Annotated in this window: 14 protein-coding genes, 2 tRNA genes and 1 riboswitch; of the genes, 12 read left to right on the plus strand and 4 right to left on the minus strand. The window is 66.2% G+C overall.

Annotated features, from left to right (window positions below):
- Nucleotides 1-22: 22 nt before the first annotated feature.
- Complete coding sequence (locus AUP43_RS13320) at nt 23-970, minus strand: ABC transporter substrate-binding protein (protein WP_067557978.1); 948 nt, start codon at nt 968-970, stop codon at nt 23-25.
- Nucleotides 971-989: 19 nt separating this feature from the next.
- Nucleotides 990-1,769, minus strand: a complete 780-nt coding sequence (locus AUP43_RS13325; RefSeq protein ID WP_067557981.1) for an ABC transporter permease — start codon at nt 1,767-1,769, stop codon at nt 990-992.
- A riboswitch (TPP riboswitch) is annotated at nt 1,759-1,860 on the minus strand. Its footprint overlaps the gene before it by 11 nt.
- 102 nt (nt 1,861-1,962) lie before the next feature.
- Here AUP43_RS13325 and AUP43_RS13330 point away from each other — a divergent pair.
- From AUP43_RS13330 to AUP43_RS13360, 7 genes are all read left to right on the plus strand, one after another.
- Nucleotides 1,963-3,069 (plus strand): acetoin utilization protein AcuC, encoded by a 1,107-nt coding sequence (locus AUP43_RS13330; protein WP_067557984.1) that lies wholly within the window; start codon nt 1,963-1,965, stop codon nt 3,067-3,069.
- Between the two features lie 19 nt (nt 3,070-3,088).
- The gene (locus tag AUP43_RS13335) at nt 3,089-3,541 is read left to right on the plus strand and encodes a DUF192 domain-containing protein (protein ID WP_067557987.1); all 453 of its coding nucleotides are present in this window, start codon (nt 3,089-3,091) and stop codon (nt 3,539-3,541) included.
- Nucleotides 3,542-3,718: 177 nt separating this feature from the next.
- Nucleotides 3,719-4,495 (plus strand): hypothetical protein, encoded by a 777-nt coding sequence (locus AUP43_RS13340; protein ID WP_067557990.1) that lies wholly within the window; start codon nt 3,719-3,721, stop codon nt 4,493-4,495.
- A gap of 51 nt (nt 4,496-4,546) precedes the next feature.
- Nucleotides 4,547-4,623, plus strand: a tRNA-Pro gene (locus tag AUP43_RS13345).
- A gap of 37 nt (nt 4,624-4,660) precedes the next feature.
- Nucleotides 4,661-4,969, plus strand: a complete 309-nt coding sequence (locus tag AUP43_RS13350; RefSeq protein WP_067557993.1) for an ETC complex I subunit — start codon at nt 4,661-4,663, stop codon at nt 4,967-4,969.
- A 21-nt stretch (nt 4,970-4,990) separates the two neighbouring features.
- A tRNA-Arg gene (locus tag AUP43_RS13355) sits at nt 4,991-5,067 on the plus strand.
- A 137-nt stretch (nt 5,068-5,204) separates the two neighbouring features.
- The gene (locus tag AUP43_RS13360) at nt 5,205-6,929 is read left to right on the plus strand and encodes a sensor domain-containing diguanylate cyclase (protein ID WP_232315153.1); all 1,725 of its coding nucleotides are present in this window, start codon (nt 5,205-5,207) and stop codon (nt 6,927-6,929) included.
- On the opposite strand, the gene AUP43_RS13365 is transcribed toward AUP43_RS13360, so the two are convergent.
- Nucleotides 6,926-7,402, minus strand: coding sequence for a GNAT family N-acetyltransferase (locus AUP43_RS13365; RefSeq protein WP_067557999.1), 477 nt, complete (start codon nt 7,400-7,402; stop codon nt 6,926-6,928). The two genes, AUP43_RS13360 and AUP43_RS13365, sit on opposite strands and share 4 nt — an antisense overlap.
- Nucleotides 7,403-7,535: 133 nt before the next feature.
- Between AUP43_RS13365 and AUP43_RS13370 the strand changes: the two genes are divergently transcribed.
- From AUP43_RS13370 to AUP43_RS13380, 3 genes are all read left to right on the plus strand, one after another.
- On the plus strand, nt 7,536-9,416 hold the full coding sequence (locus AUP43_RS13370; protein ID WP_067558001.1) for an ABC-F family ATP-binding cassette domain-containing protein: 1,881 nt from the start codon (nt 7,536-7,538) through the stop codon (nt 9,414-9,416).
- Between the two features lie 93 nt (nt 9,417-9,509).
- A complete protein-coding gene (locus AUP43_RS13375; protein WP_067558004.1) occupies nt 9,510-10,094 on the plus strand; it encodes a cysteine dioxygenase family protein in 585 nt (194 codons plus the stop codon).
- The gene (locus AUP43_RS13380; protein WP_067558007.1) at nt 10,091-11,674 is read left to right on the plus strand and encodes a rhodanese-like domain-containing protein; all 1,584 of its coding nucleotides are present in this window, start codon (nt 10,091-10,093) and stop codon (nt 11,672-11,674) included. The genes AUP43_RS13375 and AUP43_RS13380 overlap by 4 nt, the downstream gene beginning before the upstream one ends.
- A gap of 3 nt (nt 11,675-11,677) precedes the next feature.
- Here the strand turns inward: AUP43_RS13380 and trmFO are convergent, their stop codons facing one another.
- On the minus strand, nt 11,678-13,045 hold the full coding sequence (gene trmFO / locus AUP43_RS13385; RefSeq protein WP_067558010.1) for a methylenetetrahydrofolate--tRNA-(uracil(54)-C(5))-methyltransferase (FADH(2)-oxidizing) TrmFO: 1,368 nt from the start codon (nt 13,043-13,045) through the stop codon (nt 11,678-11,680).
- A 177-nt stretch (nt 13,046-13,222) separates the two neighbouring features.
- On the opposite strand from trmFO, the gene AUP43_RS13390 reads away from it, so the two are divergent.
- Complete coding sequence (locus AUP43_RS13390; protein WP_067558013.1) at nt 13,223-14,038, plus strand: hypothetical protein; 816 nt, start codon at nt 13,223-13,225, stop codon at nt 14,036-14,038.
- A 103-nt stretch (nt 14,039-14,141) separates the two neighbouring features.
- On the plus strand, nt 14,142-15,428 hold the full coding sequence (locus tag AUP43_RS13395; RefSeq protein WP_067558016.1) for a hypothetical protein: 1,287 nt from the start codon (nt 14,142-14,144) through the stop codon (nt 15,426-15,428).
- Nucleotides 15,429-15,490: the final 62 nt, after the last annotated feature.

The raw sequence follows: 15,490 nt of genomic DNA on the forward strand, positions 1-15,490 counted from the left end.
CAGCGTGCCCGCCGTCGGGCGATCAGTAGGGCAGTTCCACCGCATAGCTGGAAACCGGCTTGATCTCCTTGATCAGCTTGGCGTCGAGCAGGAAGCGGGCGAAGCGGTCATAGCGCGCATTGTCCATCGCCGCCGGGCGGTGGGCGAAGCGCGAGAGCGTGTCGAACCAGGCGCGGCGGTTCAACTCGTCATTCAGTTCCGGCTGGTTCTTGGCGAAGGCGTCCCAGGTTTCCTGCGGGTGGTTGATCAGATATTGCGTGCCCTTCTCGACGGCCGACAGGAAGCGGCGCAGGCGCGGATCGCCGACGCTGTCTTTGTGCGCCACATAGATCAGCTGGTCGTAGGGCGGCACGCCATGTTCCTCGATGAAGAAGGGGCGGCCCTTCTTGCCGATCAGATCCATCTGCGTCAGCTCGAAATTGCGATACGCGCCGACCACGGCATCGACCTGGCCCGAGGCCAGCGAGGGCGACAGCGAGAAATTCACGTTCACCAGCTTGATGTCCGCCAAGGTCAGGCCGGCGCTTTTCAGCACTGCCGCCAGCACCGCTTCCTCGGTGCCGCTGACCGAAAATCCCACCGTCTTGCCCTTCAGATCGGCGACGGTCTTGATCGGCCCGTCGGCCAGCGTCAGCACGGTGGAGAGCGGGGTGGCGACCAGCGTGCCGAAGCGCACCAGGGGCAATCCCTGGTCGGCCTGCAAGTGCAGTTGCGGCTGATAGGAAATGGCGATCTCCGCCTTCCTGGCGGCGACCAGCTTCGGCGGATCGTTGGGATCGGCCGGGGCAATCAGCTCGACGGTGAGGTTTTCGTCGGCGAAATAGCCACGGTCGAGGGCGACATAGAGCGGCGCGTGGTCGGGGTTCACGAACCAGTCCAGCAGGACGGTCAGCTTGTCCGCCGCATGCACCTGCAGCGGCAGGATCGCCAATGCGGCAATCAGCAGGAAACGCAATAACTTATCGGTCATGTTTCATCTTCCGGTGAAATCAGGCGGGGTCTGTCTCCGGCTGCCAATGCAGGGCGCGCCGGGTGATTATGTCGATGAGGAAATAGAGGCTGACCGCCATCGCCGCGAGCACGATCAGGGCGGCGAACAGCAGGTCTATCTGCAGGCGGGCATTGGCGTGCAGCATCAGATAGCCGAGGCCGGCGCTGGAGCCGACCCATTCGCCCACCACCGCGCCGATCGGGGCGACGGCGGCGGCGATCCGCAAGCCAGCCGCAAAGCCGGGCAGGGCCGCCGGCATGCGCACGCGCCAGAGCAGCCGCCAGCCGGTGCAGCCCAGGGTGCGGGCGCTGTCGATCCAGGATTTGTCGGTGCGGCGCAGCCCGTCATGGAAGGCGGCGGTAACGGGGAAGAAGATGATCAGCGCCGCCATCGCCACCTTGGAGGCCAGGCCATAGCCGAGCCACAGCACCAGGATCGGCGCCAGCGCGAAGACCGGGATCGCCTGGCTGACCACCAGCACCGGCATCAGCCAGCGCCTCACCTCGCCCGAGAGCGCCATGAGCAACGCCGTGGAGGTGCCGAGCAGAACGCCCAGAACAAGGCCCAGCACGATCTCCAGCAGGGTCACGCCGGCATGCTTCAGGATGATCTCGTGCCGCAGGATCAGCGCATCCAGCACGGCGGCCGGCGGCGGCAGCAGGAAAGGCTCGATCGCGGTCGCCCAGACCAGCGCCTGCCAGCACAGCACAAGGCCGACCAGGGTGATGGCGGGCCGCGCCAAAGGGGCTGAAATGCTTCTGGAAACGTTTGCCGGCATCGCCTCTCCCTACGCCCGTACTAGCGGGATCAGGTTCTGGGGTCGTTGCGTCGCGCAACCTCTCAGCCGTCAGGCTCCCCCGAGGAAGGCGCGACTATGGGCGCAAGAGGATCGGCGCGCAAGGGGCTGTCTCGAAGCATAAGGCGGCCTTCTCAGGATTGACCGACGGGCTGCCGCGACGTACCTGAAGCGCATGACGAATTTCCCCATCCTGCTGGGCAGCGAGGTCTACCGGAACTCGGTCTATGGCCGGAAGCACCCGCTATCGATTCCGCGCGTCGCCTCGACGCTGGATCTGATTCGCTCGCTCGGCTGGTGGGATGAAAGGCGTTATCGACCGGTCGAGCCGGCGACGAAGGCGCAACTCATCCGCTATCACGCGCCGGATTACGTGGATGCGGTAATGCGCGCCGAGGCGACCCGCAGCGTGCCGCCAGAGGATCAGGAGCGCTACAATATCGGCCGCAACGGCAATCCGGTGTTTCCGGAGATATTCCGCCGCCCGGCCACCTCCTGCGCCGCCTCGATCCTGGCCGCCAATCTGCTGCGCGAGGGCGGGGTGGTGCATAACCCGGCCGGCGGCACGCATCATGGCCAACGCGACCGGGCCAGCGGCTTCTGCTACTTCAACGACCCGGTGCTGGGAATCCTGGCAATGCTGGACCAGGGGCTGGGGCGCGTCCTCTATGTCGATCTCGACGCGCATCACGGCGACGGGGTGCAGGACGCCTTCCACGACGAGGACCGGGTGCTGACGGTCTCGATCCATGAGGAAGGCCGCTGGCCGCGCACCGGCGCGCTGGCCGACCGCGCCGGCGGCGTGGCGCGCAACCTGCCGGTCCCGGAAGGCTTCAACGACGACGAGCTGGCCTATCTGGTGGAGGAGGCCGTGTTGCCGCTGGCGCAGCGCTTCCAGCCCCAGGCGGTGGTGCTGCAATGCGGCTGCGACGGGCTGGAGGAGGATCCGCAAAGTCGGCTGTCGCTCTCCAACCGGGCGATCTGGCGCGCTGTCGACCTGCTCTGCCGCACCGCGCCGCGTGCGCTGGTGCTGGGCGGCGGCGGCTATAACCCCTGGGCGGTGGCGCGCTGCTGGGCCGGCATCTGGGGCGGGTTGAACGGGCATGAACGCGAGATCGACCTGCCGCCGGACGCGCAATCCGTGCTAAGGGAAATCGAGTGGAACCACAGCCGGGGGCGCAACCCGCCCGCGCATTGGTTCACCACCCTGGCCGACGCGCCGCGCCCCGGTCCGATCCGGGACGCGATCCGCCAGGCCGCCGCCACCGTGCTGACCGATTGACGCCGACCGGAGAAAGATAATGGCGAGGATACTGCTTCCCCTGTTGCTGCTGCTGACGGCCTGGAGCGGCGCCCACGCGCAGAGTACAGGCTTCGAGCGCAGCGCGCTGATCATCGAGACGGCGGACGGCAAGCAGCACCGCTTCTCCGTCGAGCTGGCGGTGACGCCGCAGCAGCAGGCCCAGGGGCTGATGTATCGCGAGCGGCTAGAGACCGAGGCGGGAATGCTGTTTCTCTACGAGCCGCCGCAGGAGATCGCGATGTGGATGAAGAACACGGTCATCCCGCTGGACATGATCTTCGTCGACGAATCCGGCGCGGTGACCGGCGTGGCGGAGCGGACCATCCCGTTCTCCACCCAGACCATCGAATCGCCGGGCCTGGCCCGCGCGGTGCTGGAATTGAACGCCGGCACCGCCGAGCGGCTGAATATCGCCCCGGGCGCGCGGCTGATCCATCAGGCGTTTCGGTGATGGCCGGGATCGCTAATGGATAAGGTCGCTAATAAGTGCGGCGCATTCGCGCAGGCCGGCCGCCTTGCAGGGATTTGCCGCATGCCTATCTATGCGGCGTACGCTTAATCTCCCTAACTCGGGCCGTCCTCTCACCAGAGGCGGCCTGTTTTTTTGCCGATAAGGATGGGGGAGGGGATGACCGCAACCTTGCCGATATTCGAAACCGCGATCGCCGCCTACAAGCTGATTTTCCGCCGGTCCCGCCGCTTTCTGGCGCTGTCCTGGCTGGTGCTGCTGTTCGTCGCCGCCGCCTCGGTTTCCAGCCTGGCGCTGTTCGGTCCCAGTTGGGGATCGGCCATGGCCGGCTTATCGGTGCTGCTGGCACAAGCGGTGTTCAACGTGGCCTGGCACCGGACCGTGATGCTCGACGAGCAGCCGCGTTCCGCCCTGGGGCTGGACAGACGCAGCCTGCTCTACATGCTGGCCACCTTCCTGCTGGTCGCCATCACCGGCATCATGGGCCTGACCATCGGCCTGGGCGGGGTGACGCTGGCCGGCATGGTTGGCGGCGAGGCGCTGGGCGGCGGCCCGTTCATCGGCATCGTCGCCGGCCTGCTGCTGATCGTCATCCTGTCGCTGATCGCCCGGTTCAGCCTGATCCTGCCGGAGATCGCGCTGGATCGCGGGCTGAAGCTGTTCCGTTCCTGGGAGATCACGCGCGGCAATGGCTGGCGGCTGATGGTCATCGGCATTATCGCCAACCTGCCGTTGGCGGTGCTCTCGCAGGGCCTAGCCGATCTGGTCGGCGGCCTGGCGCTGGCCGGCCCGGCGGCATTGCTGCTGGGCGCCATCGACGCGACGCTGCAATTCCTCATGCTGGCGGTCAGCGCCACCGTGCTCAGCCTCGCCTATATGCGCCTGGCGCCGATCCGCCGGCCGGCGGGCGGCAGCGCCATTCCGTCAACGGCATAGAGACAAATGGCGCTTGCGCTCACCCGCCGCAAACCCTAGTTTCCGGGCATTCGGGGTGTAGCGCAGCCTGGTAGCGCGCCTGCTTTGGGAGCAGGATGTCGGCGGTTCGAATCCGTCCACCCCGACCAAGGATTTCGGGGACCACCGAGCGAGGGGGAGACAGACATGCTGGCCCGCATCTATCAGCCGAGCAAGAACGCCATGCAGTCCGGCCGGGCATCGGCCCGCAAATGGGTGCTGGACTATGCCCCGGTCACCCCGCGCCGGCCGGAGCCGCTGATGGGCTGGGTTGCCTCCGGCGATACGATGAACCAGGTGCGGCTGCGTTTCGACAGCAAGGAAGACGCCATTGCCTACGCCAAGAAGCAGGGCCTTCAGTTTGTTGTGGAAGAGCCGAAGCCCCGGGCGGCGATCAAGCCGAAAGCCTATGCCGACAATTTCGCCTTCACCAAGCTCAGAGCCTGGACCCACTGATCAACCGCCTTCCCCCAAAAGGCGCCCGTAGCTCAGCCGGATAGAGCACTCGCCTTCTAAGCGAGCGGTCGCAGGTTCGAATCCTGCCGGGCGCGCCATTTCCGCCTTTCAGGAGGCGATCGGATTCAACGCAATCGTTTTAACTTTCAGGTAAGTTTGTGCGCCTATAAAGTCTTTTTAAATTGCAAACTTACCTGACAGACGCATGGCGCTTTCCCGGTTTCGAAACAGCTTGATGACCAGCTTGCGCCTGCGGGTGCTGCTGCTCACGCTGGGCGTGTTCATGGCGGTCAGCGTGCCGGCCTACATCGCCTTCGGTTGGATGGTGGACCGCACCACCATCAAGCTCGGCACCCTATTCGCCGAGAAGCAGGTTCTGTATGACCGGTATCGCGGGCTGGAGACCTTGTTCCGCGAGGCCTCGCTGGCGGAAACCCTGGCCCGCGCGCCTTCCGTCCTGGAGTGGGCGCAGGATGAATCCGATCCTGAGAAGCGCGAACGCGGCCTGGCCGAGCTGGAGCATTACCGGCTGGCCTTCAAGGATCGCAGCTATTTCTTCGTCGTGCACGAGTCGGGGAATTACTATTTCAACGACCGCGACAATGCCTATGCCGGCAAGCAGCTGCGCTACACGCTGAGCCCGGAAAATCCGCGCGATGGCTGGTACTACAAGACCATCACCGAGCTTCGCAGCTGCCAGCTGAACGTCGATAATGACGATAATATCCGCGTCACCAAGGTCTGGGTGAATTGCAAGGTGCAGGCGGATGGCCGCACGCTGGGCGTGATCGGCACCGGCATCGATCTCAGCGATTTCATCCGCGAGGTGGTTGACATCCCTCAGGTCGGCGTCGACAGCCTGTTCGTCGACCAGAGCGGCGCCATCCAGGCGCACCGCGACCCTCGGATGGTGGATTTCCATAGCCTGACCAAGGACACCAAGGCCAAGAGCACGGTCTTCGCGCTGCTCGACCGGCCAGCCGACCGCGACAGGCTGGCCGCCATGATGCGCGACGTCTCCGATGGCGGGCAGGAGGTGAAATCCAGCTTCGTCACCATCAAGGGCAAGCGCTTCCTGGCCGGCGTCGGTTATCTCGACCAGCTGGGCTGGTACAATGTCAGTCTGATGGATGTGGACCGCATCATCGAGCGCGATCTGTTCACCCCCATAGCACTGCTGCTGGCGGCGATGCTGGGCGCGGGTGCTGCGCTGATGACGCTGCTGTTCAAGCGCATCGTGCTGGACCGGCTGGCGCGGCTGGAGCACTGGGTGCGCCGCATGCAGGGCGGCGATTACAGCACCGGCCATAGCGACCTCGGCAAGGACGAGATCGGCCGGCTGTCGCGTGCCATCGACTATATGGCCAAATCGGTTGGCGACCACACCCAGCTTCTCGAACGGCTGGTGCGCGAGCGCACGGAAAAGCTGGAGCGGCTGGCGCATCTGGACGCGCTGACCGACCTTTATAACCGCCGCGGCTTCGTCGATGCGGTGTCGCGGGAACGTAACCGGGCGGCGCGCGAGGGCGGCACGCCGGGGCTGCTGCTGATCGATCTCGACATGCTGAAGCGCATCAATGACAGTTTCGGCCATCATGTCGGCGATGCGGTGCTGATCGAGGTCGCCGCGCGCCTGCGCCGCAGCGCCCGCAACTACGATGTCTGCGCCCGCTGGGGCGGTGACGAATTCGTGCTGCTGATCAGCGACTGCGACGAGAAGCGGCTGCCCAAGATCGCCGACAAGATGCTGGCATCCATCGCCAACGAACCGGTTTACTATGTGCCGGGACGGGCCCTGCCGGTCACGGTCAGCATCGGCGCCTGCCTGGTGGCCCCCGACGAGACGATCGAGGACATCATGAAGAAGGCCGACGCCGCGCTTTATGCCGCCAAGCGCGAGGGCCGCAACCATCGTGTGGTGTTCGAGCCGCCAGCCGACCGGGCCAGCATCGCCGATTAACCCTCGGCCAATCGGCGCATCGTCTCGCCGGTGACCGACAGCGCCACCTCGCCGGTTTCCTGGATGCCCAGGCTGCCATAGAAGGCGCGAGCCGGATTCCAGTCCAGCACGTTCAGATCGACGCGCACGCAGCCGCGCTCGACCGCCAGCCGGCAGGCGGTCGCCATCAGCCGCCGGCCCAGACCCAGGCCGCGCGTCCCTTCCTCGACATAGAGACTATCGACGAACAGGCAGGGTTTCGCCTTGAAGGTGGAGTAGGTGGGGAAGAAGGTCAGCAGCCCGGCCGGCTGGCCGTCCACCACCGCCAGCCAGGCCTCGAAGCGGGGGGAGGGACCGAAGGCGTCGCGCTCCACATCGGCCAGCGTGGCCTTGAAATTCGCCTCATGCTTCAGGAACCGGGCGAGTGACCGCTCCAGCGCCAGCACGGTGGCGGCATCCTCGATCAGGGCCGGGCGAATGACGATATCGGGCACGGTGGCACTCTCCGTTGCGGACCCCGTTGCGGAAGCCCGGCACCCTGTCCGGGCGGCCCTGCCGTGTCAACATGGCGCAGTGCAAACCTGCCCGGCTTCCGCCCATCGCGCGGGCGTGCTATGTGGCTGCGCCATGCTCCAGATTCAGAATCTCACCTATCGCATCGCCGGCCGCGTCCTGTTCGACGAGGCCAGCGTTTCCGTGCCCACCGGCCATAAGGTCGGCATGGTCGGCCGCAACGGCACCGGCAAGTCGACGCTGCTGAAGCTGATCACCGCCGATCTGCAGGTCGATGGCGGTTCCATCGGCTTCGCCGGCAAGCCGCGTATCGGCAAGGTGGCGCAGGAAGCCCCCGGCGGCGACACCACGCCGCTGCAGGCGGTGATGGCGGCCGATACCGAGCGCACCGCCCTGCTGGCCGAGGCGGAGACCGCAACTGACCCGATCCGCATTTCGGAAATCCAGATGCGCCTGGCCGATATCGGCGCGCACAGCGCCGAGGCGCGGGCCGGCTCGATCCTGGCCGGCCTGGGGTTCGACACCGAGATGCAGAACCGCCCGCTGGACGATTTCTCCGGCGGCTGGCGGATGCGCGTGGCGCTGGCCGCGACGCTGTTCTCGCAGCCCGACCTGCTGTTGCTGGACGAACCGACCAACCATCTGGATCTGGAGGCGACGCTATGGCTGGAGGGGTATCTGAAGCATTACCCTCACACCATCCTGCTGGTCAGCCATGATCGCGACCTGCTGAACCGCGCGGTGGACGGCATTCTGCATCTGGAAAACGGCAAGCTGACCTATTACCGCGGCACTTACGATAATTTCGTGCGCCAGCGGGCGGAGAAGCTGGCGCAGCTGGAAGCCCAGCGCAAGAAGGTCGACGCCCAGCGCAAGCATATGCAGGCCTTCGTCGACCGCTTCCGCTACAAGGCCAGCAAGGCGCGGCAGGCGCAGAGCCGCATCAAGGCCATCGAGAAGCTGGGCACGGTGGCGGCCTTCAACGCCGATCCGTCCGTGGTGTTCCGCTTCCCGCAGCCGGAAGAGATGGCCCCGCCGCTGATCTCGCTGGACCGCGCCGCCGTGGGCTATGCCGCCGGCAAGCCGATCCTGCGGCAGATCGGCCTGCGCATCGATCCGGACGACCGCATCGCGCTGCTGGGGGCGAACGGCAACGGCAAATCGACGCTGGCCAAGCTGATCGCCGGCCGGTTGACGCCGATGGAGGGCGATCAGCACCGCTCCGCCAAATTCCGCGTCGGCTTCTTCGCGCAGCATCAGATCGAGGATCTGGAGGCGGAGCGCACGCCCTACGACCATATGCACGATTTGATGCCCAATGCCCGACCAGAGCTGGTGCGCAGCCGTCTGGGCGCGTTCGGCTTCTCGCAGAACAAGGCGGACGTGAAGATTTCCGGCCTGTCGGGGGGAGAGCGGGCGCGCCTCACCCTGGCGCTGATCACCCATGACGCGCCGCACATGCTGATCCTCGACGAACCGACCAACCATCTCGACGTCGATGCCCGCGACGCGCTGATTCAGGCGCTGAACGAATATCAGGGCGCCGTGGTGCTGATCAGCCATGACCCGCATCTGGTGGAACTGACCGCTGACCGGCTGCTGCTGGTCGCCGACGGCCGGGTGACGCCGTTCGATGGCGACATGGAGGATTACCGCCGGCTGATCCTGGGCCGCAACAAGGCGGCGAAGGATGAGCGCGTCAGCTACAGCGATATGAGCGCCGACGAGCGCCAGGAAGTACGCCGCATCGCCGCCGAGCAGCGCAAGCAGCTCGCCCCGCTGCGCAAGAAGGCCGATGCGGCGGAAAAGCTGCTGGAACGCCTGACCGGCGAGCATGCGAAGATCGCCGCCGCGCTCGGCCGCCCGGCGATCTATAACGGCCCGAAGGACAAGCTGGCCGAGCTGATGCGCGTCCAGGGCGAGCTGGAAAAGAAGATCGCCGAAACCGAGGCCGCCTGGATGGAAGCCGAAGCTGCCCTGGAGAAGGCAGGGTAACGCTACGATAAGCCGACCGACCTAGCACCGCCATCTTGCCCCTGGCACGCAGGCGTCCTAGGCTTCCCTCAAAGCCTGCAAGGGAGGATGAACATGGCGACGACGGCCGAACGGCGTGCGGAAGCAGTGGCGGAAACGGTGGCGAAGGTGCGGGCCATCGAGGCGGCCAAGGGCATCACCCCGGAAGCGCTTGACGGGATCAAGGCGGCGCTGAGCGATCTGGCGCGCCGCAAGGAGCTGTTTCCGCGCAGCGATTTCCCCAAGGCCGATCTGAACAACGATATTTTCATCCGCCTGTCGGAAGACCCGGACAAGCGTTTCGCGCTGTATCTGAATTCGGGGTCGCCAGGCAAGCAGACGCCGCCGCACAATCACACCACCTGGGCGGTGATCGCCGGCATCGAAGGCTCCGAGCACAACAAGGTCTATCGCCGCACCGACGATGGCAGCGTGCCGGGCAAGGGCACGGTGGAGGTCGATTTCCAGGTCGATGTCGGCGAGGGCGAGGCCATCGGCTTCATGCCGGAGGATATCCATTCCATCCATGTGCTGACCGATGCGCCGATCCTGCATCTGCACATGTACGGCCAGGGGCTGGAGCAGCTGCGCGGCCGAATCTATTTCGACCAGGCCAACGGCACCTATTCCCGCTTCCCGTCGCACCCGGATATCCGATGACCCCGGCCGAGTTGAAAGCGGCGATCCGCGACGGCGGCGAACTCGCCATTGTCGATGTCAGAGAGCAGGGCAGCTACGGTAAGCGGCATTTGTTCTGGGCCGCCAACATGCCGCTGAGCCGGTTGGAGCTGGACGCCCCGGCGATGCTGCCGCGCAAGAGCGCCCGCATCGTGCTGTGCGCCGGCGCGGCGGACGGGCTGGCGCGGCGCGCGGCGGATAAGCTGCAGGGCTGGGGCTATAGCCAGGTCAGCATTTTGCAGGGCGGCGTCGAGGCTTGGGAAAAGGCCGGCTACGAGCTGTTCAGCGGGGTCTATGTCCCCAGCAAGGCGTTCGGCGAATTCGTCGAGCATGAATACCATACCCCCTCCCTGTCGGCCGACGAGCTGAAGGCGCTGAGCGAGAGCGGTGAGAAGCTGGTCATTCTCGACAGCCGACCGATGGACGAATATGCCGCGATGAACATTCCCGGCGGCATCAATGTGCCGGGAGCGGAACTGGCCCTGCGGGTGCACGATCTGGCGCCCGATCCCGATACGACGGTGGTGGTGAATTGCGCCGGGCGCACGCGGTCCATCATCGGCGCGCAATCACTGATCAATGCGGGCATTCCGAACCGGGTGATCGCGCTGCGCAACGGCACGATGGGCTGGCACCTGGCCGGCCATGAGCTGGAGCGCAACCAGACGCGGCGCTATGACGAGCTGTCCAAGGCCGGGCTGGAGGCCGCCAGGCGCCATGCCGCCGAGGTGGCGGCGCGCTTCGGCGTGCGGAAGATCGACCGGGCCGGCGTCGACCGGTTCCGCGAGGAGGCGGAGCAGCGCTCGCTCTATCTGCTGGATGTGCGCGACCCGACCGAGTTTGAGACCGGCCGCGTGCCCGGCTCGCATCCCGCGCCGGGCGGGCAGCTCGTACAGGCGACCGATGCCTATGTGCCGACGCGCCAGGCCAGGCTCGTGCTGATCGACGATAATGGCGTGCGCGCGACTATGACCGCCTCCTGGCTCGTCCAGATGGGCTGGAAGGACGTCTATGTTTATGAGAACGCGCTGATCTCGGAGCCGCTGGAGACGGCGCATTATATCCGTCCGGTCTATTGGCCGCAGGAGATGACCGCCAAGAGCGTAACTCCGAACGCCTTGAAGATGATGCTGGAAGCCGAGGATGCGGCTGTGGTCGATCTGGCCCGCAGCCTGTATCACCGCGATCACGGCCATATCCCCGGCGCCTGGTTCGCCATCCGCGCCCGGCTGGCCGAGGCGATGCAGGCGCTGCCCCCGGCGCGACGCTATGTGCTGACCTCCGAGGATGGCCGTCTCGCCCAGCTGGCCGTGCCGGAACTGGCGGCGCAGACCAAGGCGGAGGTGTGCTACCTGAAAGGCGGCACCGCCACATGGCGCGCCGATGGGCTGCCGGCGGAGAAGGGCCTGAACCGGCCCGCCACGGAAGTAGACGATGTCTATCTGCGCCCCTATGACCGGGAGCAGGGCGTCGAGCAGGCGATGAACGAGTATCTGTCCTGGGAGATCGAACTGGTGCGCCAGATCGAGCGTGACGGGGATGCGACCTTCCTGAAATTCTAGCCGCTATTCCGCCGCCAACCGCGCGTCGCCCAGCCAGCCATCGAGATCGATGAGCGCGCGGGCGGTATAGAGCTTCTTGCGCTCGCGGCCCTTGATGCGCTTCTTCGGATCGGGATCCTGCTCGGGTTCCGGAAACAGGCCGAAATTCACGTTCATCGGCTGGAAGGTCTCGGCATCCGCCCCGCCGGTGATGTGGCCCAGCAGTGCGCCGAGGGCCGTGGTGACGGGCGGCGGCGTCATCTCCTGGCCCAGCCTTTCGGCGGCGGCGAAACGGCCGGCCAGCAGGCCGATGGCGGCACTCTCCACATAGCCCTCCACGCCGGTGACCTGCCCGGCGAAGCGCAGGCGCGGCATCGCCTTCAATCGCAGCCCTCCATCCAGCAGCTTCGGCGAGTTCAGGAAGGTATTGCGGTGCAGGCCGCCCAGCCGGGCGAATTCGGCATTCTGCAAACCGGGGATCATGCGGAACACCCGTGTCTGCTCGGCATATTTCATCTTGGTCTGAAAACCGACCAGATTATACAGCGTTCCCAGTGCGTTATCCTGGCGCAGTTGAAGCACCGCATAAGGCCGGCGATTGCTGTTCGGATCGGTCAGGCCGACCGGCTTCATCGGACCGTAGCGCAGCGTGTCAACGCCGCGCGCGGCCATCACCTCGATCGGCAGGCAGCCCTCGAAATAGGGTGTGTCCTTTTCCCATTCCTTGAACTCGGTCTTCTCGCCCTCCAGCAGCGCCTGGATGAAGGCGAGATATTCGTCCTTCTCGAACGGGCAGTTGATGTAGTCCTTGCCGGTGCCGCCCGGCCCCACCTTGTCGTAGCGCGACTGGAACCAGGCGCGGGAGAAGTCGATGCTTTCCTTGTAGACGATGGGCGCGATGGCATCGAAGAAGGCCAGCGACGCCTCGTCGGTCAGGCCGCGCACCGCCGCGGCCAGGGCTGGCGAGGTGAGGGGGCCGGTGGCCAGGATCACGCTGTCCCAGTCTTCCGGCGGCAATCCGGCGACCTCGCCGCGTTCGATGGTGACCAGCGGGTGCGCTTCGAGCGCCTCGGTCACCTGGCCGGCGAAGACATCGCGATCCACCGCCAGCGCGCCGCCGGCCGGCAGCTTGGCGGCGTCGCCGGCGCGCAGGATCAGCGAGCCGCAGCGTCGCATCTCCTCATGCAGCAGGCCGACCGCGTTATATTCCGCATCGTCGGAGCGGAAGGAGTTGGAGCAGACCAGCTCGGCCATGCGGTCGGTCTGGTGCGCCTCGGTGGCGCGCACCGGTCGCATTTCGTGCAGCACCACCGGAATGCCGGCCTGGACCAGCTGCCACGCGGCCTCCGACCCGGCCAATCCGCCGCCGACGACATGCACCGGCTTGGTCATCGCATACTCCTGGAAATCCGTGACGGTTCGGCGACAGAGATAGCCGCTTCGCCCTTTCCACGCAACCGACCGGCACCGCTAGCGGTGCCATGAACAAAATCATTAGCGCCTACTGATTGACCGCCGCCCGGCTTGGTGAGACGCTTGATGCATATTACTTCTGTCGGGAGGTGCGCCATGTCTGCTTACCGCTTGCCCCTGCTTGCCGCCGCCGCTTTTGTCGCCCTGGCTGGGACCGCCGCCGGGACCGCCCAGGCGGCGCCCCAGGCGCTGGGGCTGGTCGCCACCCTGTCGCCGGTGCCGCTAATCTGCGACACGGAGGGGTGCCAGGCGGAGTTCAGCGCCTTCTGCCTGCAACAGGACCGCGACGGTCCGCGTCCCTTTACCGCCTACAGCCCGGCCGAGGCGGACAGCATACGAATCACCGCCACCCGGGCCGATGGCAGCAGCATCGCGCTGCCGGCCGAGGCGTTGAAGATCGTCAGCCGCCGCGGCCATTCCGCCGTGACGATGAGCCTGCCGGCGACCACGCTGGCGCAGTTCGGAGCCACGCGGATCAGCATCGCCATCCAGCCGCAGGCCACCTTGCTGCCGCCGGTGGTGGCCGGCGACCCGCGGCCGCAAAGCGCCGATGAGCTGGCGATGGCGGCCGGCCCGATGCGCCAAGTCGGTCACCGCGTGGTCGATGCCGACGACCGCTCGTCGGCGGCGCAGATCATCGGCCGGGTGAGTGCTCGCCTGCCGGGCCTGCTGCGCTACCAGCCCAGCGCGGAGGAGCGGCAGGCGGCCTGGGATCAGGCGCTGGACCCGCAGCTTCTGGCAAGCGCCTCCCCGGGCGCGCTACAGCAGGCCAGGGCCGCGCACGCGGCCTGCGACGCCAAGGCCGCCGCCGGCTACGCCTTCGGCATGCGGCAATGCCTTGCAACCGAGCATGACAGGCTGATGAACGGCTTAAACCAGGAGTATTGGAAGGCGCTCGATAGCGGCAGCTGATCGATGGCAATTTTTTGAATTGCCTTACAGAAGCCCGGTTTTCCTGCGATAAATACTGGTCGCGCCGGTACGGATCGGCTGCTGGCGACGGCCAGGAGTAGGCATGGAGAAGTCCGGTTTCTACAAAACCGTCGCGAACATAACGGACCCCAAGGCGGGCGCGCAGAAGAGCGGATTTCTGGAATCCTTCTCGCGGCAAAAGCTGGATCCCGGCGATCCCGCCATCTTCCGCGACCGCATCCTCGAATTCGTCCGCAACAACAAGCTGGTTGCCGAGGCGCTGATCGCCGGCAATGTCCAGATGCTGGGCTTTGCCGAGGTGCGCAAGACATTCGGCGAGCGCTGGCCGGCGATCAAGGACAAGGTGCAATTGCTGGCCGAGGCGGCCATTCGCAAGCACACCACCCCGGTCGATGTGTTCCTGACCATCGACGAGGAGCGCATGGTCATCCTGTTCGGCCGCTCGACGCGGGAGGAGGCGGACGACAAATCGGCCCGCATTGCCCGCGAGATCAACGAGAAGCTGAGCGGCGTCTCCGGCATCCAGGATGGGTTGGTGACCTGCCGCGCCCTGGTGCTGGAGCTGGACCGCGACAGCGCCGCGGAAACGCTGACCACGCCGGAAGGGCTGGACCAGACGGTGGAGGCCGCCCAGCGCAGCGCCGAGCAGGCCGAGCGCGAAAGCTTCCAGAAGCTGGAGAGCGAGCTGCGCATCACCTACTGGCCGATGGCGAATGTGCGCAAGCGGCTGATCTCCGCCTATGCCGCCAGCCTGGTGCTGCCGGTCTGGAAGACCTCCGGGGAGGAGCGGGAGCGGCGCACCGGCGTGTTCGAATGCGAGCTGGATTGCTATGCCATGATCCATGCCGGCGAGGCGCTGGTGCGCGCCGGTCACAGCCGCCGGGCCTTGCTGCTGGTGCCGGTGCATTTCGAGACGCTGGCGGTGAAGCCGTTCCGCACCCAGCTCATCGCCGCGTGCCAGATGCTGCCCCGAATTTCCTCCAGGCGGATGCTGCTCGACGTGGTCGATCTGCCGGAGGGTGTGCCGCAAGGCAGGCTGCACACGCTGTTCTCCTATGTCGGGCCGTTCTTCGCCGGCTTCGTCGCCCGGCAGCCGCTCGGCTTCCGCAGTCCGCAGCGCTTCGTCGGGCTGAAGATGCTCGCCATCGCCGCCGACGGCAGCCATGTCGGCACGCCCAAACGCGATGAATACGAGCAGATGCAGGGTTTCGCCGCCGCCGCCGAGAAGGCGCATATGCGCAGCGTGTTCTACGGCGCGGCCACCTTCGAGGCCGCCACCGCCGCCAAGCGCGCCCGCTTCGACTACATCCAGGGCGCCGCCGTCGCCCCCGCCGTCAGCGACCCCGGCCGGGTGTTTTTGCTGAAGTAGGGGACCAGTAACCCGCCTTGCCCTTCGAGACGCCGCTAACGCGGCTCCTCAGGACGAGGGCG

Source organism: Oceanibaculum pacificum, assembly GCF_001618175.1.
Lineage (GTDB): Bacteria > Pseudomonadota > Alphaproteobacteria > Oceanibaculales > Oceanibaculaceae > Oceanibaculum > Oceanibaculum pacificum.